The organism is Thauera sp. WH-2, assembly GCF_048321015.1.
Classification (GTDB): Bacteria; Pseudomonadota; Gammaproteobacteria; order Burkholderiales; family Rhodocyclaceae; genus Thauera.
Map to the genome: position 1 here is coordinate 732,353 of NZ_JBLWFG010000001.1, position 19,265 is coordinate 751,617.

Annotated in this window: 20 protein-coding genes; 12 read left to right on the forward strand and 8 right to left on the reverse strand. The window is 66.4% G+C overall.

Going from position 1 to position 19,265, the window contains the following annotated elements; all coding sequences use genetic code 11:
- Positions 1-98 precede the first annotated feature (98 nt).
- Both lolD and ACNKW1_RS03520 read right to left on the reverse strand, forming a co-directional pair.
- Positions 99-800 carry a lipoprotein-releasing ABC transporter ATP-binding protein LolD gene (gene lolD / locus ACNKW1_RS03515; protein ID WP_418363199.1) on the reverse strand — a complete coding sequence of 234 codons (702 nt, stop codon included), beginning with the start codon at positions 798-800 and terminating at the stop codon, positions 99-101.
- The gene (locus ACNKW1_RS03520; RefSeq protein ID WP_418363200.1) at positions 793-2,049 is read right to left on the reverse strand and encodes a lipoprotein-releasing ABC transporter permease subunit; all 1,257 of its coding nucleotides are present in this window, start codon (positions 2,047-2,049) and stop codon (positions 793-795) included. Before ACNKW1_RS03520 ends, lolD begins: the two co-directional genes overlap by 8 nt.
- A gap of 189 nt (positions 2,050-2,238) precedes the next feature.
- Between ACNKW1_RS03520 and ACNKW1_RS03525 the strand changes: the two genes are divergently transcribed.
- On the forward strand, positions 2,239-4,212 hold the full coding sequence (locus tag ACNKW1_RS03525; RefSeq protein ID WP_418363201.1) for a CHASE domain-containing protein: 1,974 nt from the start codon (positions 2,239-2,241) through the stop codon (positions 4,210-4,212).
- Positions 4,213-4,215: 3 nt separating this feature from the next.
- On the opposite strand, the gene ACNKW1_RS03530 is transcribed toward ACNKW1_RS03525, so the two are convergent.
- Together ACNKW1_RS03530 and ACNKW1_RS03535 are read right to left on the reverse strand one after the other, a co-directional pair.
- Complete coding sequence (locus ACNKW1_RS03530) at positions 4,216-6,354, reverse strand: YgiQ family radical SAM protein (RefSeq protein WP_418363358.1); 2,139 nt, start codon at positions 6,352-6,354, stop codon at positions 4,216-4,218.
- 505 nt (positions 6,355-6,859) lie between these two features.
- Entirely contained in the window at positions 6,860-7,063 is a 204-nt protein-coding gene (locus tag ACNKW1_RS03535) for a DUF3079 domain-containing protein (RefSeq protein ID WP_418363202.1), read from the reverse strand.
- A gap of 159 nt (positions 7,064-7,222) precedes the next feature.
- Between ACNKW1_RS03535 and ACNKW1_RS03540 the strand changes: the two genes are divergently transcribed.
- The 4 genes from ACNKW1_RS03540 to ACNKW1_RS03555 all read left to right on the forward strand — a co-directional run bounded on the left by ACNKW1_RS03540 (position 7,223) and on the right by ACNKW1_RS03555 (position 9,415).
- Positions 7,223-7,798 (forward strand): DUF1282 domain-containing protein, encoded by a 576-nt coding sequence (locus ACNKW1_RS03540; protein WP_418363203.1) that lies wholly within the window; start codon positions 7,223-7,225, stop codon positions 7,796-7,798.
- Between the two features lie 179 nt (positions 7,799-7,977).
- Positions 7,978-8,364 (forward strand): succinate dehydrogenase, cytochrome b556 subunit, encoded by a 387-nt coding sequence (gene sdhC / locus ACNKW1_RS03545; RefSeq protein WP_418363204.1) that lies wholly within the window; start codon positions 7,978-7,980, stop codon positions 8,362-8,364.
- Positions 8,361-8,702 (forward strand): succinate dehydrogenase, hydrophobic membrane anchor protein, encoded by a 342-nt coding sequence (gene sdhD, locus ACNKW1_RS03550; protein ID WP_418363205.1) that lies wholly within the window; start codon positions 8,361-8,363, stop codon positions 8,700-8,702. The genes sdhC and sdhD overlap by 4 nt, the downstream gene beginning before the upstream one ends.
- Before the next feature lie 17 nt (positions 8,703-8,719).
- The gene (locus ACNKW1_RS03555; protein ID WP_418363206.1) at positions 8,720-9,415 is read left to right on the forward strand and encodes a succinate dehydrogenase iron-sulfur subunit; all 696 of its coding nucleotides are present in this window, start codon (positions 8,720-8,722) and stop codon (positions 9,413-9,415) included.
- Positions 9,416-9,440: 25 nt separating this feature from the next.
- Here ACNKW1_RS03555 and ACNKW1_RS03560 read toward each other — a convergent pair whose 3' ends face one another.
- The gene (locus ACNKW1_RS03560) at positions 9,441-10,181 is read right to left on the reverse strand and encodes a hypothetical protein (RefSeq protein ID WP_418363207.1); all 741 of its coding nucleotides are present in this window, start codon (positions 10,179-10,181) and stop codon (positions 9,441-9,443) included.
- Positions 10,182-10,352: 171 nt separating this feature from the next.
- On the reverse strand, positions 10,353-10,823 hold the full coding sequence (locus ACNKW1_RS03565; protein WP_418363208.1) for an RrF2 family transcriptional regulator: 471 nt from the start codon (positions 10,821-10,823) through the stop codon (positions 10,353-10,355).
- Between the two features lie 120 nt (positions 10,824-10,943).
- Here ACNKW1_RS03565 and ACNKW1_RS03570 point away from each other — a divergent pair, with 120 nt between their 5' ends.
- On the forward strand, positions 10,944-11,300 hold the full coding sequence (locus tag ACNKW1_RS03570; RefSeq protein WP_418363209.1) for a hemerythrin domain-containing protein: 357 nt from the start codon (positions 10,944-10,946) through the stop codon (positions 11,298-11,300).
- Positions 11,297-11,686, forward strand: coding sequence for a ferredoxin FdxA (gene fdxA, locus ACNKW1_RS03575; protein ID WP_418363210.1), 390 nt, complete (start codon positions 11,297-11,299; stop codon positions 11,684-11,686). The genes ACNKW1_RS03570 and fdxA overlap by 4 nt, the downstream gene beginning before the upstream one ends.
- Before the next feature lie 301 nt (positions 11,687-11,987).
- Here the strand turns inward: fdxA and ACNKW1_RS03580 are convergent, their stop codons facing one another.
- Together ACNKW1_RS03580 and ACNKW1_RS03585 are read right to left on the reverse strand one after the other, a co-directional pair.
- The gene (locus tag ACNKW1_RS03580; protein WP_418363211.1) at positions 11,988-12,500 is read right to left on the reverse strand and encodes an RES family NAD+ phosphorylase; all 513 of its coding nucleotides are present in this window, start codon (positions 12,498-12,500) and stop codon (positions 11,988-11,990) included.
- Positions 12,500-12,970 (reverse strand): antitoxin Xre/MbcA/ParS toxin-binding domain-containing protein, encoded by a 471-nt coding sequence (locus ACNKW1_RS03585; protein WP_418363212.1) that lies wholly within the window; start codon positions 12,968-12,970, stop codon positions 12,500-12,502. The genes ACNKW1_RS03580 and ACNKW1_RS03585 overlap by 1 nt, the downstream gene beginning before the upstream one ends.
- Before the next feature lie 183 nt (positions 12,971-13,153).
- Here ACNKW1_RS03585 and ACNKW1_RS03590 point away from each other — a divergent pair, with 183 nt between their 5' ends.
- From ACNKW1_RS03590 to ACNKW1_RS03610, 5 genes are all read left to right on the forward strand, one after another.
- A complete protein-coding gene (locus ACNKW1_RS03590) occupies positions 13,154-14,230 on the forward strand; it encodes a hypothetical protein (RefSeq protein ID WP_418363213.1) in 1,077 nt (358 codons plus the stop codon).
- Positions 14,227-15,930, forward strand: a complete 1,704-nt coding sequence (gene recJ, locus ACNKW1_RS03595) for a single-stranded-DNA-specific exonuclease RecJ (protein ID WP_418363214.1) — start codon at positions 14,227-14,229, stop codon at positions 15,928-15,930. Before ACNKW1_RS03590 ends, recJ begins: the two co-directional genes overlap by 4 nt.
- A 209-nt stretch (positions 15,931-16,139) precedes the next feature.
- A protein-coding gene (gene prfB, locus ACNKW1_RS03600; RefSeq protein ID WP_418363215.1) for a peptide chain release factor 2 occupies positions 16,140-17,244 on the forward strand; the annotation gives its coding sequence in 2 pieces (ribosomal slippage) (positions 16,140-16,220 and positions 16,222-17,244; 1,104 coding nt in all).
- Between the two features lie 3 nt (positions 17,245-17,247).
- A complete protein-coding gene (locus ACNKW1_RS03605) occupies positions 17,248-18,531 on the forward strand; it encodes a hypothetical protein (protein ID WP_418363216.1) in 1,284 nt (427 codons plus the stop codon).
- A gap of 16 nt (positions 18,532-18,547) precedes the next feature.
- The gene (locus tag ACNKW1_RS03610) at positions 18,548-19,261 is read left to right on the forward strand and encodes a hypothetical protein (protein WP_418363217.1); all 714 of its coding nucleotides are present in this window, start codon (positions 18,548-18,550) and stop codon (positions 19,259-19,261) included.
- The last annotated feature ends 4 nt before the right edge of the window (positions 19,262-19,265 follow it).

The following is a 19,265-nucleotide window of genomic DNA, read 5'->3' on the forward strand; positions in this document are numbered from 1 at the left end:
GTCGTGGGCCGGCCCGGAAGCCGAAGCTGGAAAGAGATGAATTGTCTATCGACTGCCCCTGCGGAAACTTTAAGATTTGCGAAAAGTGGATCGAAACGTCAGCACAGACGTCCGTCCACCAGACGAAGCACCCGTTGCGCGCGGGCCGCGAGCGCCTCGTCGTGCGTGACGATCACAAAACTCGTCGCCAGCCGCTCGTTGAGCGAGAGCATCAGCTCGAACACCGTTTCGGCGGTGCGCCGGTCGAGGTTTCCGGTGGGTTCGTCGGCCAGCACGCAGGCGGGCTGCGACACCAGCGCCCGGGCGATCGCCGCACGCTGGCGCTCGCCGCCGGAGAGCTCGCCCGGCGCGTGGTCGAGGCGATGTGCGAGACCCACTTCGCCAAGCATCTGCGCAGCGCGCTCGTCGGCCTCGGCGCGTGGCACGCGCCGGATGTAGAGCGGCATCGCGACGTTCTCGAGCGCGGAGAACTCGGGCAGGAGGTGGTGGAACTGGTAGACGAAACCAAGCGCCTCGTTGCGCAGGCGGCCGCGCGCCGTCTCCGACAGCCCGGAAAAGTCCTGCCCCATCAGCCGCACACTGCCCGCGCTGGGCACGTCCAGCCCGCCGAGCAGGTGCATCAGCGTGCTCTTGCCGGAACCGGAGGCTCCGACGATCGCAATCCGCTCCCCGCGCCGCACCTCCAGGTCGATCCCATCGAGCACCCTGACTGCATCGACCCCCTCGCGAAAATGCTTCGAAAGCCCCGAGCAGGCCACCACGGAAGCCTGTTCTCCGGTCCTGTCCATGGCCTCACTCATAACGCAGCGCCTCCGCCGGATTGACCCGCGAGGCCCGCCAGCTCGGGTACAGCGCGGCCAGCAACGTGAGCACGAAGGAGACCGAGACGATGGTCACCACATCCGCGCCGAGCACTTTCGAGGGCAATTCGTTGATGTAATAGATTTCCTTGTTCCACAGGGTTGCGCCGGTCAGCGCCTCCAGCGCAGGGATCACGACGTCGAGATTGTTCGCGATCGCCAGCCCTCCGATCACCCCCGCCCCAAGCCCCACCAGGCCGATGATCGAACCCTGTAGCACGAAGATCGCCATGATCGAACCCGGGCTCGCACCGAGGGTGCGCAGGATGGCGATGTCGGCGTACTTCTCCTGCACCGCCATCACCAGCGTGGACACGATGTTGAAGGCCGCCACCGCCACGATCAGAAACAGGATCAGCGTCATCATCGTTTTCTCCAGCGCCACGGCACGGAAGAAGTTGGCATGGCTGCGCGTCCAGTCGGACACGATGAGCCCCGGCTCGGTGATGCTCAGCGCCAGTTCGCGTGCCACGCGCGGGGCGGCAAACAGATCGTCGAGCTTGAGGCGCACCCCGCTCACGGCGTCGCCGAGCCGGTACAGGGCCTGGGCGTCGGCCATATGCACCAGGGCCAGCCCCGAGTCGTACTCGTACATGCCAGCTTCAAAGATGCCCACCACCTCGAACTGCTTCACACGCGGCAGCACCGCGGCGGGGGTCACCAGTCCCTGGGGCGCGATCAGTGTGATCTTGTCGCCGAGCCGCGCGCGCAGCGCAAACGCCAGATCCCGCCCCAGCACGATTCCGAAGCGCCCGGGCTGCAGCGCGTCGAAGCTACCCACCTGCATGTAGCGGGCGAAGTCGGCCACCTTGTCCTCCTCGGCCGGAATCACGCCGCGCACAATGGTGCCACGCACGCCCTCGTCGAACGAAAGCATGCCCTGCTCCTGCACATAGGGTGCGGCGGCCAGCACCGAGGGGTGACGCATCGAGTCGTCGGCAACCTGTTGCCAGCGCAGCAAGCCACCCTCCGGGCTGTGCACCTGGACATGCGAGGCCACACCCAGGATGCGCGTGCGCAGTTCCTCCTGAAAGCCGTTCATCACCGATAGCACCACAATCAGCGCGGCGACTCCCAGCGCAATGCCGAACATCGACACAAGGGAGATGAACGAGATGAAGCGGTTGCGTCCCTGCGCCCGCTTGCGCGAGCGCGTGTAGCGCAGGCCGACGAGGAATTCGTAGCGCATCGGAGTGTTCGGGTCCCGGTTCCACATGGCAAGGGCCCGAATTGTGCACGGCCAGGCCCGCACTGGCGAGCCCGAAAGGCATGTGAATGTAAGCATCGTCACGATCCCTCCTCTATAGTTCGAGGAGGCGACTGGCTCCTCGGTGGGAATCGTGGGAAACTGCAGACGTGCAATCGCGGGTGAATGCCCATGAGCGTGGCGACCCCAAAGCCAGCCTCATTCCAGACTGGCTTTACCCTGCTGGACCGCAAGTCGGTTGCCTGGGCGGCGCTAGGCCTTGCGCTCGCGGTGACGCTGGTGACGTGGCGTCATTTCGACCTGCAGTTCGAAAGCCGCACCCAGGAGCGCTTTCGGCTGCGCGCCGAAATCGAGCACGGGCTGCTGCTATCGAAGCTCGAGGCCTATGAGCAGGTGCTGCGCGGGGTCGCCGGATTGTTCGCGGGGAGCGAACGCGTGGACCGCCGGGAGTGGAATGCCTATATCGAAACCCTCGCCCTGGAGCGCTTTCTACCAGGCGTGCAGTCGATCGGCTACGCCCCGGTGTTCGGCGCAGGCGAGCGCGCAGCGGTCGAGCGAGCGGTGCGCGCGGAAGGCTTCCCCGGCTTTCGCGTCCATCCGGAAACCGGGAACGACACGCAGAGCAGCATCGTGTTCATCTCACCGCTCGACGCAGTGAATGCCCCCGCCTTCGGCTACGACATGCTCACCGAGCCCAAGCGCAGGGCTGCAATGGAGGCAGCCCGCGACAGTGGCACCACGGCGCTGAGCGAAGCGGTGACACTGATCCAGAGCGCCCCGGAGCGGCCCATGCCGGGGTTCCTGGTCTATCTCCCCGTCTACACCGCCCATGCGGACGCAGCGGCGGAGCCCTCGCCGCAAAGCAAGCTGCAGGGCTACGTCTTCGGCGCATTTCACACGCAGAGGATCATGGAGCGTGTGTTCGGCGTATCTCCCGGCGCGATGGGCGTGGAGCTCTTCGACGGCAGCGTTGGCGAGCACCAGCGGATGTTCTCGAACGCGCCGGACGGGCATGCCTCGGCATTCAGCACCACGCTGCCGGTCGAGTTCGGCGGGCGCACCTGGGTCGCACGCTTCAGCAGCACAAGGCACTTCGAGACCCTGGCGGTCAACCGCACGCCTGCACTCGTGCTCGTGGGCGGCCTCGCCCTTGACCTGCTGCTGTTCGCGATGCTTTACATCAATGCGCATCACCGCCAGCGCATGTCCACCGCCGCAACGCGGCTCGCCGACAGTCGCGAGCAGTTCCGCACCCTGGTGGAAAACGTGCCGGGTGTGGTGTTCCGCTCCGAGCTCCGAGCCCCGTGGCGCTTCATTCACGTCAGCCAGCGCATCGAAGCCCTCACGGGAGCAGACGCACTGCGTTTCATGAACGGAGAGCTCACCTTTGGCAACTTCATGGCCGAGGATGACATCCCGCACGTGTCCACGCGGATCGAGCAGGCGATCGCCACACGCAGCCCATACGAAGTCGAATACCGCATCATCGACCGCAGCGGGCGGCAGCGCTGGGTCAGTGAGCGCGGGCAGGCGCATGTCGATGCCACGGGGCAGGCGCAATGGCTGGACGGCGTGATCGTGGACATCACCGAACAGCGCGCTGCAATCGAAGCCGTGCGCAACCTGGCCTTCGTGGACACGCTGACGCAGTTGCCCAACCGCCGCTTCCTGCTCGACCGCCTGCGCCAGGGCATTGCCAACAGTCGCCGCAGCGGACGTCATGGCGCCCTGCTCTTCGTCGATCTGGATCACTTCAAGATGGTCAACGACATGCACGGCCACGATGCGGGTGACCAGCTCCTGTGTGAAGTCGGCACGCGGCTGCGGCAAAGCGTCCGCGAAGGCGACACCGTTGCCCGGCTGGGCGGGGACGAGTTCGTGGTGATGCTCGAAGACCTGGGCGACACCAGCGCGGAAGCCAGCGAAAAGGCCCAACATATCGCCGAGAACGTCCTCGCAGCGCTCAACCGCCCCTTCATTCTCGACGGCAAGGCCTGCCACAACACGCCAAGCATCGGAATCAGCGGCTTCAGCGGTGCGGACGAGCGCGCAGAAGACCTGTTGCGCCGTGCGGACGAGGCGATGTATCGCGCCAAGGCCGGCGGGCGCAACCGCTTCGCGACCACGCCACAGGCGATCGCGTAGGCGTCAGGCGCGGCCGCGGCGCGGCCTCCCGACCTGCGGGGGGTTTCCGGCTGTGGGCTTGGATCCGCTCTTGGGTGCGCTCCCGGGCACACTGCTCAGCGCCTTCTTGCGGGCACAGCGCCCGCCTTTCTCCTTGCGCGCATCGGCCGCAACCGCTCCGGCAGGCTGGTGGCGCGGAACGAGGCAGTGCGGGCCGTTGCCGATCAGGTCCGCGCGCCCCATCTGCATCAGCCCCTCGCGCAGGATCGGCCAGTTTTCCGGATCGTGCCAGCGCAGGAAGGCCTTGTGCAGCTTGCGGATCTTCCCAGCACGAGCCGTTTCCACAACCTCGGAATCGGCCGAAACCTTCTTCAGCGGGTTCTTGCGCGCGTGGTACATCGTGGTCGCCAGCGCCATTGGCGTGGGCAGGAAAGTCTGCACCTGATCGAGGCGGAAGTTGTTCTTCTTCAACCACAGCGCCAGGTTCAGCATGTCCTCGTCGGTCGTGCCCGGATGCGCAGCGATGAAGTACGGCACCAGATGCTGCTTCTTTCCCGCCTGCGCCGAGAACTTCTCGAACATCCGGCGGAATTCCTCATACGCGCCGATGCCCGGCTTCATCATCTTGGAGAGCGTGTTCTCCTCAGTGTGTTCGGGCGCGATCTTGAGCAGGCCACTGACATGGTGGGTGACGAGCTCCTTCACGTACTCCGGCGAGCGTACCGCAAGGTCGTAACGCAGCCCCGAGCCGATGGTGATGCGCTTGACGCCCGGCACCGCGCGCGCCTTGCGGTAGAGCTCGACCAGCGAGGAATGGTCGGTGTTGAGGTTCTCGCAAATGCCCGGATACACGCAGGACAGGCGCCGGCAGTTCTCCTCGATCGCCTTGCTCTTGCAGGCCATGCGGTACATGTTGGCGGTCGGCCCGCCGAGGTCGGTGATGTGGCCCTTGAAGTCGGGCGACTTGTCGCGGATCTCCTCGATCTCGTGGAGGATCGATTCGTGCGAGCGGCTCTGGATGATGCGCCCCTCGTGCTCGGTGATCGAACAGAAGGTGCAGCCGCCGAAACAGCCGCGCATGATGTTGATCGAGAACTTGATCATGTCCCAGGCCGGGATGCGCGCACCGCCATAGCTCGGGTGCGGCGCACGCGCGAAGGGCCGGTCATACACGAAGTCCATCTCGGGCGTGGTCAGCGGCACGGGCGGCGGGTTGATCCACACGTCGCGCGCACCGGGGCCTTCACCATGGCACTGCACCATCGCACGCGCGTTGCCCGGATTGGATTCGAGATGGAACACGCGCGAAGCGTGGGCGTACATCACCAAGTCGTCCTTCACCTGCTCGTAGGATGGCAGCCGGATCACCGTGCGCGCGCGGTCGGCGCGGCGCGCGGCCACCCTTTCGGCCGCCGGCACGATGCGCACCGGCTGCGCACCGTCGGCGGCGGTCCTGGGCGCAGCAGCCGTCGGCTCCATCGCATAAGGGTCGGGATGCGTGTCGATGCGGCCGGGCTTGTCGAGCGCGAGCGAATCGATCTCGTGCCAGTCCTCTGACGGCCGCCAGCCCGGCTTGACCATGAAGGCTGTACCGCGCAGGTCGCGAATGGACTCGATCGGCTCGCCTGCCGCCAGGCGGTGGGTCAGCGCCACCAGCGCGCGCTCGGCGTTGCCGAACAGCAGGATGTCTGCCTTCGAATCGGGCAGCACCGAGCGCCGCACCTTGTCCGACCAGTAGTCGTAATGCGCGATGCGGCGCAGGCTGGCTTCGATGCTGCCGATGACGATGGGCGTGCCCGGAAACGCTTCCCGCGCGCGCTGCGCATATACGGTCACCGCGCGATCGGGCCGCCTGCCCGCCTCGGCGTTGGGCGTGTAGGCATCCTCGGAGCGGATCTTGCGGTCCGAGGTGTAGCGATTGACCAGCGAATCCATGTTGCCGGCGGTGATGCCGAAATACAGACGCGGCTTGCCCAGTGCGCGGAAAGGCTCGGCCGAATGCCAGTCCGGCTGACTGAGGATGCCGACACGGAATCCGTGCGCCTCCAGCAGACGCCCCACCAGCGCCATGCCGAAGCTGGGATGGTCAATGTAGGCGTCGCCGGTCACCAGGATGACGTCGCACTGGTCCCAACCGAGCGCGTCCATCTCCTTGCGCGACATGGGCAGGAAGGGCGCCGCGCGGCGGCCCGCGACTGCACCGTCGACGATGCTGGAACCCTCTGATTCGACAACGGAAAGCGCGGCGCGGGAAGCAGGGTGTGATCGCATGATGGGCGCCATTGTATAGGGCGTAACGAGCCGGTGCGCCACCGTTACGCCCCTGCCCGCCGGGTACTGCCTGTCACACTCGTCCCGGACCACGATCCGGTGTCCACCCGGGCGCGGGCGGGCACAACCGACCTGGCCCACCGGACGAGCCGAACGCCAGCTTTTCGATTCTGCAACGTAGAACTACCGACCCTGAAGAGACACTCACTGTCTCGTTGGTACTGCGGCTGGTTTCTGAGCGGAGCTGCCGTTGAACGTGGAGAGTGACCGCGAACTGCTCAACTGAAGCGGCTGGTGGCCTGATGTATGAAGTCGGGCAGCAATGCGCCGGTCACCTGTCATTTGTCCCTGAGGCGACGGCGAAGGGCAGCTTCTTCATCCTGCGAACTGACACTAGTCAGGACGCTGCGCGACCCGTGCTGGTGTCGACTTCCAGCCCCCAGTCACCGTGCAGGTACCAGTCCTCCCCGAGCATCTCGGCAGGATGCATCGTTCGACCAGAACCGTTTCCACAGCCGAGCGCATCGGTCGCGCAATACTTGTCGCACCCCCAGCAGATACGTTCGGGATGCTTTGGATTCAAGGGAAAAGGTTTGCGCATGTCATGCTCTCCTTCGGATGTTGAGAGGTTTGCGCTGGTGTGCCTCGCTGCCGTGCCTTTTGGGCCGACGCGGAATCCGCGCAAAAGATGAACAGCGACACTTTACATCGTAACGTGATATAAAAGGACATCTTCAGCTCTCCGCGCTCCAGATTGATCATGTTTCCCCTTCAGCTGCCGCCAATGCTCTGGTCCTCTGATGCTGCTTGGGACGAAATCTCCCGCTGTCCGCCGTCGTTGATCGCGACCGCCTTCGGGTTGGCGCTTCCGGCAGCAATGGTGCCCCCCGCCATACTGTTGCACGCCACGGATCTCGGCTCTGCGCACTACTTGCCTGCGCTTTCAGCCTCGGGTTGGCAGTTCGTCGAGTTGGCGCTGTTTGCCGCACAACTGGTGGGTTTCCTGATGGTTCTGTCGTTGGTCAGGGCGGTTGCAGGGACACGTGGCGCAAAAGCGAGCAGGCGCGATGCATTCATGCTTACGACGGTGTCCCTGTTGCCACTTTGGCTGTCGTCCTTGGCGCTCATCCAGGACGAGATCCTTCCCGTCCTGGCGATCCCCATACTGGCAATCGGTGCCTCAGTCGCACTGCTGAAGAGGGGGGTGCGCTGCGTGCTGGGAATCCGAGAAGACATCGTTGCACTCGAGCTTAGCCTCGTCGCAATTCAAGGGGGAGTCCTGGCTTGGGCTGCAACGATGGTCGTGCTTCTGATTCCCGGCCTTCCTGCGCAGTAGCTGCTGCGTTTGCTGACGCAGTTCAGCGGCCCCTCGCGCGGCTACTTCACCACCCGCGTCCATTTGCAGAAGGCGCGCGGGCCTGGCAGCGGCCGGCACTGGGTCAACCTTTGGTCTATGGTTCGAACAAGAGCCATTCCGCCGCCACTGGCGGAGGCTCGAACTGCTCGGGAGCCCATATGGAAAGGCATTCTCGTCGCTTGCCGGTATTCCTGAATCTGGCGCAGATCCGCTTTCCGATCAGTGCGATCGCGTCGATCGCGCACCGGGTGGCAGGGGTGCTGCTGTTCATTGCCCTGCCCGTCGTTGCCCTGATGCTCGACGCCTCGCTGCGCACCGAGGCGGGTTTCACGGCGGTCTCCGATCTGTTTTCGTCGCCCTTGTGGGTCGTTACCGGAGCCGTGCTGTTGTGGGCGCTTGTGCATCACGTGCTGGCTGGGGTCCGCCACCTGCTGATGGACGTCGGCGTGGGCAGCGAGCTTGTGCGAGCACGAGCCAGTGCGCGCCTGGTTCTAGTCGCCGCCCCCGCGCTCGCCCTGCTCATTCTCGTCTGGGGGCTGACATGAGGCTGTTCGACGGTCAGCGGGCATGGGTGGTGCAGCGCATCAGCGCCTTGCTGCTGCTGGTGCTGATCCTGTTCGGCGTGCTTGCGCTGCCTTTTGCGCCGCCGCTCGATTTCGGCGTGTGGCGCGCCTTCGCCGGCGGCGTGCTGGGCGGGCCGCTGATCGCGCTGCTGTTCGGCGCCTTGTGCGTGCATGCCTGGGTCGGCATGCGCGACATCGTGCTCGACTACATCCAGCCGCGCGGACTGCGGCTGGCGGTGCTGAGCCTGATCGCGGTCGTGCTGCTAGGCGTGCTGGTGCGCGTGCTGCTGAGCCTGGCCACGGTGGCGCTGGCCGCCTGAGCGGCGAAGGGACGGACATGAAACTGAGCATCTATCGCTACGACCCGGAGACGGGCGATCCGCCGCGAATGCAGACCTACGACGTGCAGCCGGAGGCGGGTGACAAGAAGCTGCTCGACCTGCTGATGCGGCTTCGCGTCCAGGACGACAGCCTGTCGTTCCGGCGCTCGTGCCGCGAGGGCGTGTGCGGTTCGGACGCGATGAACATCAACGGCCGCAACGGCCTCGCCTGCCTCACCGCGCTCGACGGGCTGAAGGAGCCGATCGTGCTGCGGCCACTGCCGGGCTTCCCGGTGATCCGCGACCTAATCGTGGACATGACGCAGTTCTTCGCCCACTACCACTCGATCAAGCCCTGGCTGATCAACGACCAGCCCCTGCCCGAGCGCGAACGGCTGCAGAGCCCGACCGAGCGCGAGCACCTGGACGGGCTGTACGAATGCATCCTGTGCGCCTGCTGCAGTGCGTTCTGCCCGTCCTACTGGTGGAATCCGGACAAGTTCATCGGGCCTTCGGGCCTGCTGCAGGCCTACCGCTTCATTGCCGACAGCCGCGACACTGCGACCGCCGAGCGTCTCGACTTCCTCGACGACGTCTATCGCCTCTACCGCTGCCGGACGATCATGAACTGCACCGAGGTCTGCCCGAAAGGCCTGAGCCCCTCGCACGCGATCGAGCGCATCCGCCTGGCGCTGCTGCGGCGTTCATCCTGAAACACCGCGCCCTGCTGCGTTCCCTTCACTGCGCGCGCAAACGAAAGTGGGCGCTGCAGCCTTCGAGTTCGAGCAGGTGAGGCAGCAACTCGGAGTGCTGGTGTACGTGGAACACGAAGCGCGGCACGTCCCGCCCGGTCGCCTGGGCCATGAAGGGTTCGCCCCAGAAGCTGAGGAGGGCCTCGCAACCGCCGCCGTGCTGGCTGTCCGCGAGGATGAAGGAGAGCGTGCGCTCCAGCTTGCACCAGCGTGGCGGGCGAACGCGCGCATGACCGGCGCAAGCGGCGATCTGGGGCGCGATCGTGCTGTCCCACAGCTCGCGCTGGCTTTCATCGAGCACGAACTGGATCGACCCGATGGCCGGGTTGTCGATGGCCGGCCGCAGGAGGGCATCGAAAAGCGGGGGGGTGCGGTACATCGACAGGCACACGTTGAACCAGATCGAGTCTCCGCTCATCGCAAGCAGGAACCGGTGATACGCCGTCTGCAACTGGCGCGGCCCGATCAGGGCCAAGCCCGGACGCTCGAGTGTGGCCTGCAGGCTGTCGACCGTATGCCCCATGCGCTCGACCTGCTCGGCGGTCAGCTCGTTGTTGCGGCTGTGGCGCATGAAATTGATGAACAGCAGGCCCACGAGCGCCAGCAGGATCGGAAGCACGACCGTCTCATCGACGATGTGCAGCAGGTGCAGAACGATGGCCACGAAGGCGGCGGCGATGCCGGCGATCGCATCCCACTCCCAGCTCATGGCCTGACGGATCTTCATCGCTTGCCCTCCGCTGTTTTTTCAACATAGCACAGCACCCCGAAATGGCTCGGCAGCGGCCTTGGGGGACGCGGTTCAGTGCGAAGCGTGAAGCGCTTCAATCCGGCCGGCGCCCCGCGCGAAACTGCTGTGGGCAATCCGCCTGCGCTAGCGTTCTTTCGCCCGAGCGACCTAGCGCGGGATCGTGACCGGCAAGGGCTGACGCCCGGGCGGTTCCAGCCCGAGCACCGCGTGCAGTCGTGCGTCGCTGCCGACGAGGTCGGCAAGCGAAACACGGTCGAGCGCGGCCAGGAAGGCCTGCAGGGCGCCGTCCAGCGCGCCCTTGAGCCGGCAGGCCGGATCCAGCAGGCAGTGCGATTGCGTTCCTGAGCACTCGACCAGTTCGAGGCTGGGTTCCACCTGACGAACCACGTCACCTACACCGATCTCGGCCGTGGCACGCGCCAGCTTCAGGCCTCCGCCCTTGCCGCGCGCGCCATCGACGAAGCCCTTCGCCACCAGTTCGGTGACGATCTTCATCAAGTGGCTGCGCGAGATGTCGAAGCGCTCGGCCACTTCCTTGATGGTGACGCGCCGCTCGGGGCATGCCCCGAGGTACATGAGGACCCGAAGCGCGTAATCGGTGTGCTGTGTGATGTTCATCGCAGGGTACGCAGCTGAGTAGTTGTCGACCGCATGCTAACAATAATAGATTCATATAAGTTGACTCTTTTGAAGAGGAGTTTTAAATTCCTCTTCAAGGAGTCATCACAGGGATCCGCCATGAAGCGCCACACCCGCCTCGCCCAATTGTCCCGTGAGCATCACACCGCGCTGCGTCTCGGCAGGGATCTGCTCGCCGGCGGCGCCCAGGCCGAACTCGGCACCGAACTTCCCCGCATCGAAGCCCATTTCGTCGAGGAAGAGCGCGACCTGCTGCCGCTGCTCGAGACCGATCGCCACTGCGCGCTCGCCGAACGGCTGCGGGCGGAGCACGCACAACTCAGGCACCTTTTCGCGGCGGCACTGAACGGCAGGGACGAAGCGCAGGCCGGGCAGGCACTGATCGATCACGTGCGCTTCGAGGAGCGGGAGCTCTTTCCGGTGCTCGAGGCCCTGTTCGCGGAGACACTGCCATGACCCACGTCGTCACCGAGGCGTGCATCCGCTGCAAATACACGGACTGCGTGAGCATGTGTCCCGTCGATGCCTTCCGTGAAGGCCCGAACTTCCTGGTGATCGATCCGGAGGAGTGCATCGACTGCACCTTGTGCGTGGCCGAATGCCCGGTGAATGCGATCGTGCCTGAGGATGAGCTCACCGATGCGCAGCGTGAATACCTCGCGCTCAATGCCACGCTGGCGAAGGCGTGGCCTCGCATCGTCGAGGCGCATCCGGCGCTTCCCGGTGCAGACGAGTGGGCGAAGGTGGGCGAAAAGCGGGCGTGGCTCGAAGCCTCGAGAACGAGTCACACAAGCGTTGCTTCGCCGGCCATCCGGCCAGGGCCGATACCAACAGTCCGATGAAGTAGAGGCCTGCAAGTCGCTGGGACTAAGTGCCATGCGGCCGCAGCAGGGCACATTGCTGCCGCTCACCTCAGTACAACCTGACTGGCAGGTCAGGCTGATGAGTACGTCTTGAGTATCCGGCAGGTTTCAGAGCGGCGCTCCCGCTCGAGTGCCCTTGGAGCAAAGAGGCTAACTGGCAGTTCTTGGCCGGAAGTCGCTATTGAAAAGGCAAAGTCTTATAGCTGCCGTTGATCGTCAGTCGGGCCAAACAGCGAGCCCTGGGTCAGGCCGAGCAGCGCCCCCGATCAACGAGCCCCCTTTACCACAACCGCGCATCAGGCCTGTATTCGATCCGACGCGTCTTCACCCGCCCCGCATCCGGGTGCGCCGGGTTGAGAAGGTAATTCCACCCCACCGGCACCACCACCGATGGCACACGCAGCAGCAAGGCGCTGCCACGCGCCAGCCAGTCGTCGCCAAGGTGCTGCGACACCGCGCAGCCCACCGACCAGTCGACGTTGTCCGCATCCCAGCCTTCAGGGAGCACGACCGTCTCGGCTGCTGCCACGACCGCAGCGGGCAGCATCGCCTCGACCGCGACCAGATCCCGTGGCGGGCGTAGCGGGGTATGCACGCGCTTCTCGAGTTGCGCCAGGGCCAGGCTGTCCGCCAGGTAGATGACCGGCCTGCCCACGCTGTTCCAGCGACCGCCGACGGCCGCCGCACCGTTGCCTGCACACGAGAAATCCTCCGCGACGCACAAGCGCACCCCGGTTTCGAGATCGACCCAATCCTGCGCCAGCCGCCACAAGGTGGCCCTGCGCGCAGCCATCAGGCAGCGGTGCCGGCCATGATGCGACGCAGGGCGTTCATCACGGCCTGGTGGCCCGGCGTGGTGGCGAGCAGTTCGATGGGGATCGCGCCGCCGAGCACCGGGATCGGCGCAGCCAGCCATTCGCGGGCCGCCGCCTCATCACCGAACACGCGCGCAGCGGCGCGTTCGACATCGATCAGCCGGGCGACGCGATCGGAGTCATCCTGCGACAGGGGCTTGCCCTCGCGCACACGGCGATCGTAGGTGGCCGGCGCCACACCCAGCAGCTGCGCGAGGCTGCGTCCGCTGCGGCCGAAACGGTGGGCGAACGCGTCCAGCGAACCCGTATCAAACCCCTCGCGCACCATGTGATCGCGCTCGAGGGCCGATGCTGCGTGCAGGTAGTGCTCGATGCTCGCGCCGCCAAGGACGCGCCCTGCGACGTAGGCGGCAGTGGGTTCGCGGGCGGTGGAAGGCGTCGTCTTCATGCTGGCCCCATGCAATCATGTGATTCTTTCATGTGCATCAATTGAAGGCTTTGCGCCGGCTTCTGTCAACTCGCACCCAACAGGCTCATCCGGGGCCGCTGCCCACCACGGGCGCGGGCTGGCGCGCGGCAGATGCCCCCTTGCACATGCTAGACTCGTGCCGCTCCCCATGATGCGCTTTCGATGCAGATCCAGCTCCTGATCCCCGGCCTGCTGTGGCCTACCGCAACCCTGCTCGGCCCCGCTTCCGGGCTGACGCTCGATGGGCTCGCCACCCTGCTCGGCCGCGGGTCGCGCTCAGTGCGCGATTTCGAGCCCTACGATGGTCAACGGGCAGGGCTGTTCGGCTTGCACGGCGCGCCACTTCCCCTGGCTGCACTCAGGCGCCTCGGCGAAACGAGCGCGCAACCCCCGGACGAAGACAGCCACTGGCTATGCGCAGACCCGGTCAACCTCTCCTTCGCCCGCGAGCACCTGCTGCTGCAGGGTTTCGACGACGGCCAGCTGGCGGCGGAGGAAGCCGCCGAACTGGTCGCTGCGCTCAATGAAATCTTCGCCGACCTCGGGGCGTTCGAGGCCTGCACCCCGACACGCTGGTATCTTCGGTTGCCGAAGGCCACGAACGTCACGCTGTACCCCCTGGACGACGTCGTCGGCCGACCGGTGAAGCACTTCCTCCCCGAGGGCGAGGACGCTCGGCTGTGGCAGCGCACGATGAACGAAGCGCAGATCGTGCTGCACAATCACGCGCGCAGCCGGGCACGCGAGGAATCCGGCCAGCGGCCCGTCAACAGCGTGTGGCTATGGGGCGCGGGGGAACTCGAGCCCATGCCGCGGGCGCCGGCGGCCCTGGTACAGGCCACCGACCCGCTCAGCATCGGGCTCGCACGTGCCGGCCGATGTCCGGTCGCCACGCCCGACCTTGCTTCTGCGTTGAAGCAGGACACGCTGGTCGTGCTGGACGACCTGCACCGGCCCGCGCAGGTGCTCGATCTCGACGCCTGGCGTCGTGGCCTCCAGGCACTCGAACGCGACTGGTTCGCCCCGCTTGCCGACGCGCTGCGGCGCGGCCAGCTCGACACCCTGTGCATCACCGCACCAGGCGACCGCGGCACGCTGGTGGTCAAGAACCGCGGCAGCGACCGCTGGAAGTTCTGGCGCAAACCCTATGCTTTCGAGGCGCTGCTGAAGTCGATTGCCCCGGCACCGCTGACGACTTCCGAGCCGCCCTCGCCCCCGAATACAAATTCCGACCGATGACCCGCATCCAGTCCCGCCCCGTATCGCAGCAAGCCTTCGCCCGCCTCGCGGACGCCGGCCTGCACCCGCTGCTCGCCCGCCTGTACGCCGCGCGCGGCATCGCTCGCGCCGACGAGCTCGACACCCGCCTCAAGAACCTGCTGCCACCCGAAGCGCTGACCGGGACGCAGGAAGCCGCCGTGTTGCTCGCCGACGCCATCGAGGCCGGCGCGCGCATGGTGATCGTCGCAGACTATGACTGCGACGGCGCCACCGCCTGCGCGGTGGGCATGCGCGCGCTGCGCGCCTTCGGCGCCGACGTACATTACCTGGTGCCCGACCGCGTCACCTTGGGCTACGGCCTCACCCCCGCCATGGTCGAGATCGCCGCGCGGCTCGAGCCCGACGTGCTGATCACGGTCGACAACGGCATCGCCAGCGTCGAGGGCATCGCCGCGGCACGTGCGCACGGCATGGCGACCGTGATCACCGACCACCACCTGCCCGGCGATGTATTGCCCGAGGCCGACGTGATCGTGAACCCTAACCAGCCCGGCTGCGATTTCCCGAGCAAGGCGCTGGCTGGCGTCGGCGCGATGTTCTACACGATGCTCGCGCTGCGCGCCGAACTGCGCGAGCGCGGCGCCTTTGCCGGCGGCACGGAGCCCAACCTCGCCGACCTGCTCGACCTGGTGGCGCTCGGTACCGTGGCCGACGTGGTCAAGCTCGACCGCAACAACCGCATCCTGGTGGCACAGGGTCTTGCGCGCATGCGCGCCGGCCGCATGCAGGCCGGTATCCGCGCGCTTTTCGCCCTTGCCGGACGCGATCCGGCACGCGCCAGCACAATGGATCTCGGCTTCATGATCGGCCCACGGCTGAACGCCGCCGGGCGGCTATCCGACATGAGCCTCGGCATCGAGTGCCTGATCACCGACGACGCCGGGCGCGCGATGAACATCGCCCAGGAACTCGACAAGCTCAACCGCGAACGCCGCAGCATCGAAGCCGGCATGCAGGAAGAAGCGCTCGCGCGCCTGGCCGGGATCAATGGGGAAGTAAGCGCCGGCAACCGCGCCACCGTGGCGTTGTTCGAGCCCGACTGGCACCAGGGCGTGATCGGCATCGTCGCCGGCCGCATCAAGGAAAAGCTGCACCGCCCCACCATTGCCTTCGCCCGTGCCAACGACGGCGAGCTCAAGGGCTCCGGGCGCTCGATCCCCGGCCTGCACCTGCGCGACGCGCTCGATCTCGTCACCAAGCGCCAGCCCGACCTCATCGTGCGCTTCGGCGGCCACGCCATGGCGGCCGGACTCACCATCCGCGAATCGGAACTCGCGCGCTTCGACGCAGCCTTTGAGGAGGTGGTAAGCGAGTTGCTCGAGCCCGCCCAACTCGAGCGACGCATCGACACGGACGGCAGCCTGGAGTCGGGCTACTTTGCGCTCGACGCCGTGCGCATGCTCGACAACGAGATCTGGGGCCAGGGCTTTCCCGCGCCGGTGTTCGACGACGTGTTCCGCGTCGAGCGCCAGCGCCTGCTCAAGGACAAGCACCTCAAGCTCGAGCTCTCGCGCGGGGGCAGCCGCTACGAGGCCATCCAGTTCAACCACGCCGAAGGTGCTGCCGCACAGATCCACGCCGCCTACCGGCTGGGCATCAACGAATACCAGGGGGTGTCGAGCGTGCAGTTGATGGTAGAGCACTTCGAGGCAGCCTGATCCGGGCACCCGCCCGGGCGAAACCCGCGCGATCGCACACACGGACGTGCGACTTCGTATGGCGCAAGGTCGCTGGCAAGTCCGCCCGCACCGCGCTGCACTGCGATGGCCGCCGGCGAAACGATGCCGCACGAAACGATGCCACACACGCCCATCGACTCATGGCCGGTATAATGCGCGGTTTTCCAGATTCAGCCGGAGCCGCAGCCATGGAAGCCGAACGCCAGAACGCCATCGCCGAAAAACTCGCCGACCTCGCCGCCCGCGGTCGCGAACTACGGAGGTATCTTTGACTACGATGTGAAAGCATCGAAGCTCGAAGAGGTTAACCGCGCACTGGAAGACCCGGCGGTCTGGAACAACGCCGAACGTGCCCAGGAGCTTGGCAAGGAAAAGCGCCAGCTCGAAGACGTGGTGCTGACGCTGCAGCAGATCGACGCGCAGTCGCGCGACCTCAAGGATCTCTACGAGCTCGCCGAGGCCGAGGACGACGACGACACCTTCGAGGCGGTCGAAGCCGACCTCGTCGAGTTGCAGGAGGCGATCGAGAAGCTCGAGTTCCGCCGCATGTTCAGCAACCCAATGGACCCGAACAACTGCTTCATCGAGATCCAGGCCGGCGCCGGCGGTACCGAGGCGCAGGACTGGGCGGGCATGCTCGAGCGCATGTACCTGCGCTACGGCGAAAAGAAGGGCTTCACCGTCGAGCTGATGGAAGAGACCGAGGGCGAGGTCGCCGGCATCAAGAACTGCACGATCAAGTTCTCCGGCGAATACGCCTACGGCTTCCTGCGCACCGAGACCGGCATCCACCGCCTGGTGCGCAAGTCGCCGTTCGACTCCAACGCGCGCCGCCACACCAGCTTCACCTCGGTGTTCGTGTTCCCCGAGGTCGACGACTCGATCGAGATCGAGATCAACCCCGCCGACCTGCGCATCGACACCTACCGCGCCTCGGGTGCGGGCGGCCAGCACATCAACAAGACCGACTCCGCGGTGCGCATCACCCACGAGCCCACCGGCATTGTCGTGCAGTGCCAGAACGACCGCTCGCAGCACAAGAACAAGGCCGAGGCCATGTCGATGCTGAAGGCGCGCCTGTACGAGGCCGAACTGCGCAAGCGCCAGTCCGAGCAGCAGAAGCTGGAAGACTCGAAGAGCGACATCGGCTGGGGCCACCAGATCCGCAGCTACGTGCTGGACCAGTCCCGTATCAAGGATCTGCGCACCAACTACGAGGTCGGCAACACCCAGGCCATTCTGGACGGTGACCTGGACGACTTCATTGCGGCGAGCCTGAAGCAAGGCGTCTAAGGTTTGACTGACCCTTTCCTGTCCGACTTCCTCGCCGCAGGCGTCGACGCCGACGAAGTGCCCGAGCTCGCGGCGCTGGCCTCGGCCCGTCCGCTGCTCGACGCCTTCATCACGCTCTTCCGCGGCACCGAGCCCGAGGTGCTGATGCGCCTGCTGGTGCTGCGCGAGATCGGGCGCGAAGCGGACTCGCCGCGCTGGGCGCCCGAGGCCTTGCGCGCGCGCTTCACCTACCTCGACCCGGTCAAGCTCGAGACGGTGCTGAAGCGCCTGCGCGACAACGCCCTGCTCGCGATCGGCGAGGACGGCCACTACGCGCTGTCCGACATCGGCCGCAATGCGGTGGCGGCGATCGCCATGCTGCTGCGCTTCGGCGAGGAAGAAGACGCCGAGCTCGGCTTCCTCACCGCCCAGCTCGCCGGCCTGCAGGCCGTGGGCGGCGTCACGGCCGAATCCCTCGGCCATCTGCTGTCCAAGCTCAACGACCTCACCTGGCACTTCGAGGAGGCGATCGCCTCGGGCTCCGAGTTCCGCATCCTCGATGCACGTCGCCGGCTGTCGGCCAACGGGCGCTGGCTGGAGCGCGGCACCGAGCTGCTCAACAAGCTGCTTGCCGACCCCGAGGTCGACTTCGACATCGCCCGCGTTGCCCAACGCATCGGTCTGGCGCAGTCACGTCTCGCACGCGCAGACGCCTCTTTCCAGCGCGCGCTCAACAAGATCGAGTCGCAGCGGGTAACGCTGGGCGCCTCGGGAATCTCGTCCTCGGACGTCTCCGCCTGGCTTCGCAGCCTCGATGCGGATGCGCTCGCAGGGCTCGCGTTCGACGCGTTCGCCGCGGTGCCCGAGCTCGCACTGCTGGCCGGTGGTCACGAATTGCTCGACCGTGCCGAAAGCCAGCTCGACGGCAATGCGGTGACCGCCGCGATCGACGCGCGCCTGCCGCCGCCCGACGACACCTCGGGCGAGGTCGCGCCACACACCGAAGACCTGCGCCTGCTGGAGCATTTCACCCACCGTCTCGAAGGCCTGCCGGCGCCGCAGCCACTCCAGCGCGTGATCGCCGGCGGCGGCTTCGCGCCGGCAAGCTACCGTCTGTCGCTGCTCGCCCTGCTTGCGGATGGCGCCCGTACCGGTCCCGAGGGCGGCTCGGAGGATGGCCCAGTGAGCAGCTTCATGCGCCTGCCGCTGGAGGTCGAGTTTGGTGACACGCTCACCGCCGTCGGCGAAGACGAGATCGCCGCGATCACGCTCGGCGAAGTGCGCCCACGCAACACCGCCACGGCCTGAGCCGCCAGGACTGCCCATGGAACACGAACTCAAGACGCTCACCGCCCGGCTGCTCGCGCAGCGCTGGCTGCCGCGCAGCGACAAGCAGGTGCGCCGCGCGCTGGTAGACGAAACCTTCCGCCTCGAGCTCGACCGGCGGCTGGCCGACGTCGGCCTGCGCCTGCTCGACAACCCCTACGCCGCCCATGTCGGTGTAGCACTGCAGTCCGAAATGGCCGAGCCGGTGTTCGGCGGTGGGCGCGAATACGCCGCCAGCAATCTGGGCCTCACGCGCGACGAGATCGCGCTGCTGGTGATCCTCTGGTCGCTGATCGTGCTGCCCAAACGCGAGCGTCAGGTCACCCGCCGCGAACGGATCGACGACGGCCAGACCGACCTCTTCGGCGGCGCCGACAAACCTGTGGCACATGGCGAGTCCGTGTCCGGCACACTCACCGAGGCTTCGCTGATCGCCGACTTCGGCCCGCGCCTGGGCGGGCGCACAAAGGTACGCAACTTCATGCTCGGCAAGCTCGCCCGCCTCGGCTTCATCGAGCGCCGCAACGGCCTGATCAGCGAAGGCCCCCTGCTCGACCTTGCGCTCGACTACCGGGTGATGGCCGACCGCGTCATCCACGGCACGCTCGGTGAGGTGCTCGCCGCCGCCGGCCACGCGATGCCTGCGGCCAATGCCTTGGACTTTGCCGACGTGCTCCCCGACGAGGAAGACGCCACGGAAGAGGAGCGCTGAATCC

Excerpts from the sequence above, each read along its gene's own strand:
- lolD (WP_418363199.1), bottom strand. The coding sequence starts at position 800 with ATGAGTGAGGCCATGGACAGGACCGGAGAACAGGCTTCCGTGGTGGCC.
- ACNKW1_RS03520 (WP_418363200.1), bottom strand. The coding sequence starts at position 2,049 with ATGCGCTACGAATTCCTCGTCGGCCTGCGCTACACGCGCTCGCGCAAG.
- ACNKW1_RS03525 (WP_418363201.1), top strand. The coding sequence starts at position 2,239 with ATGAGCGTGGCGACCCCAAAGCCAGCCTCATTCCAGACTGGCTTTACC.
- ACNKW1_RS03530 (WP_418363358.1), bottom strand. The coding sequence starts at position 6,354 with ATGTCGCGCAAGGAGATGGACGCGCTCGGTTGGGACCAGTGCGACGTC.
- ACNKW1_RS03535 (WP_418363202.1), bottom strand. The coding sequence starts at position 7,063 with ATGCGCAAACCTTTTCCCTTGAATCCAAAGCATCCCGAACGTATCTGC.
- ACNKW1_RS03540 (WP_418363203.1), top strand. The coding sequence starts at position 7,223 with ATGTTTCCCCTTCAGCTGCCGCCAATGCTCTGGTCCTCTGATGCTGCT.
- sdhC (WP_418363204.1), top strand. The coding sequence starts at position 7,978 with ATGGAAAGGCATTCTCGTCGCTTGCCGGTATTCCTGAATCTGGCGCAG.
- sdhD (WP_418363205.1), top strand. The coding sequence starts at position 8,361 with ATGAGGCTGTTCGACGGTCAGCGGGCATGGGTGGTGCAGCGCATCAGC.
- ACNKW1_RS03555 (WP_418363206.1), top strand. The coding sequence starts at position 8,720 with ATGAAACTGAGCATCTATCGCTACGACCCGGAGACGGGCGATCCGCCG.
- ACNKW1_RS03560 (WP_418363207.1), bottom strand. The coding sequence starts at position 10,181 with ATGAAGATCCGTCAGGCCATGAGCTGGGAGTGGGATGCGATCGCCGGC.
- ACNKW1_RS03565 (WP_418363208.1), bottom strand. The coding sequence starts at position 10,823 with ATGAACATCACACAGCACACCGATTACGCGCTTCGGGTCCTCATGTAC.
- ACNKW1_RS03570 (WP_418363209.1), top strand. The coding sequence starts at position 10,944 with ATGAAGCGCCACACCCGCCTCGCCCAATTGTCCCGTGAGCATCACACC.
- fdxA (WP_418363210.1), top strand. The coding sequence starts at position 11,297 with ATGACCCACGTCGTCACCGAGGCGTGCATCCGCTGCAAATACACGGAC.
- ACNKW1_RS03580 (WP_418363211.1), bottom strand. The coding sequence starts at position 12,500 with ATGGCTGCGCGCAGGGCCACCTTGTGGCGGCTGGCGCAGGATTGGGTC.
- ACNKW1_RS03585 (WP_418363212.1), bottom strand. The coding sequence starts at position 12,970 with ATGAAGACGACGCCTTCCACCGCCCGCGAACCCACTGCCGCCTACGTC.
- ACNKW1_RS03590 (WP_418363213.1), top strand. The coding sequence starts at position 13,154 with ATGCAGATCCAGCTCCTGATCCCCGGCCTGCTGTGGCCTACCGCAACC.
- recJ (WP_418363214.1), top strand. The coding sequence starts at position 14,227 with ATGACCCGCATCCAGTCCCGCCCCGTATCGCAGCAAGCCTTCGCCCGC.
- ACNKW1_RS03610 (WP_418363217.1), top strand. The coding sequence starts at position 18,548 with ATGGAACACGAACTCAAGACGCTCACCGCCCGGCTGCTCGCGCAGCGC.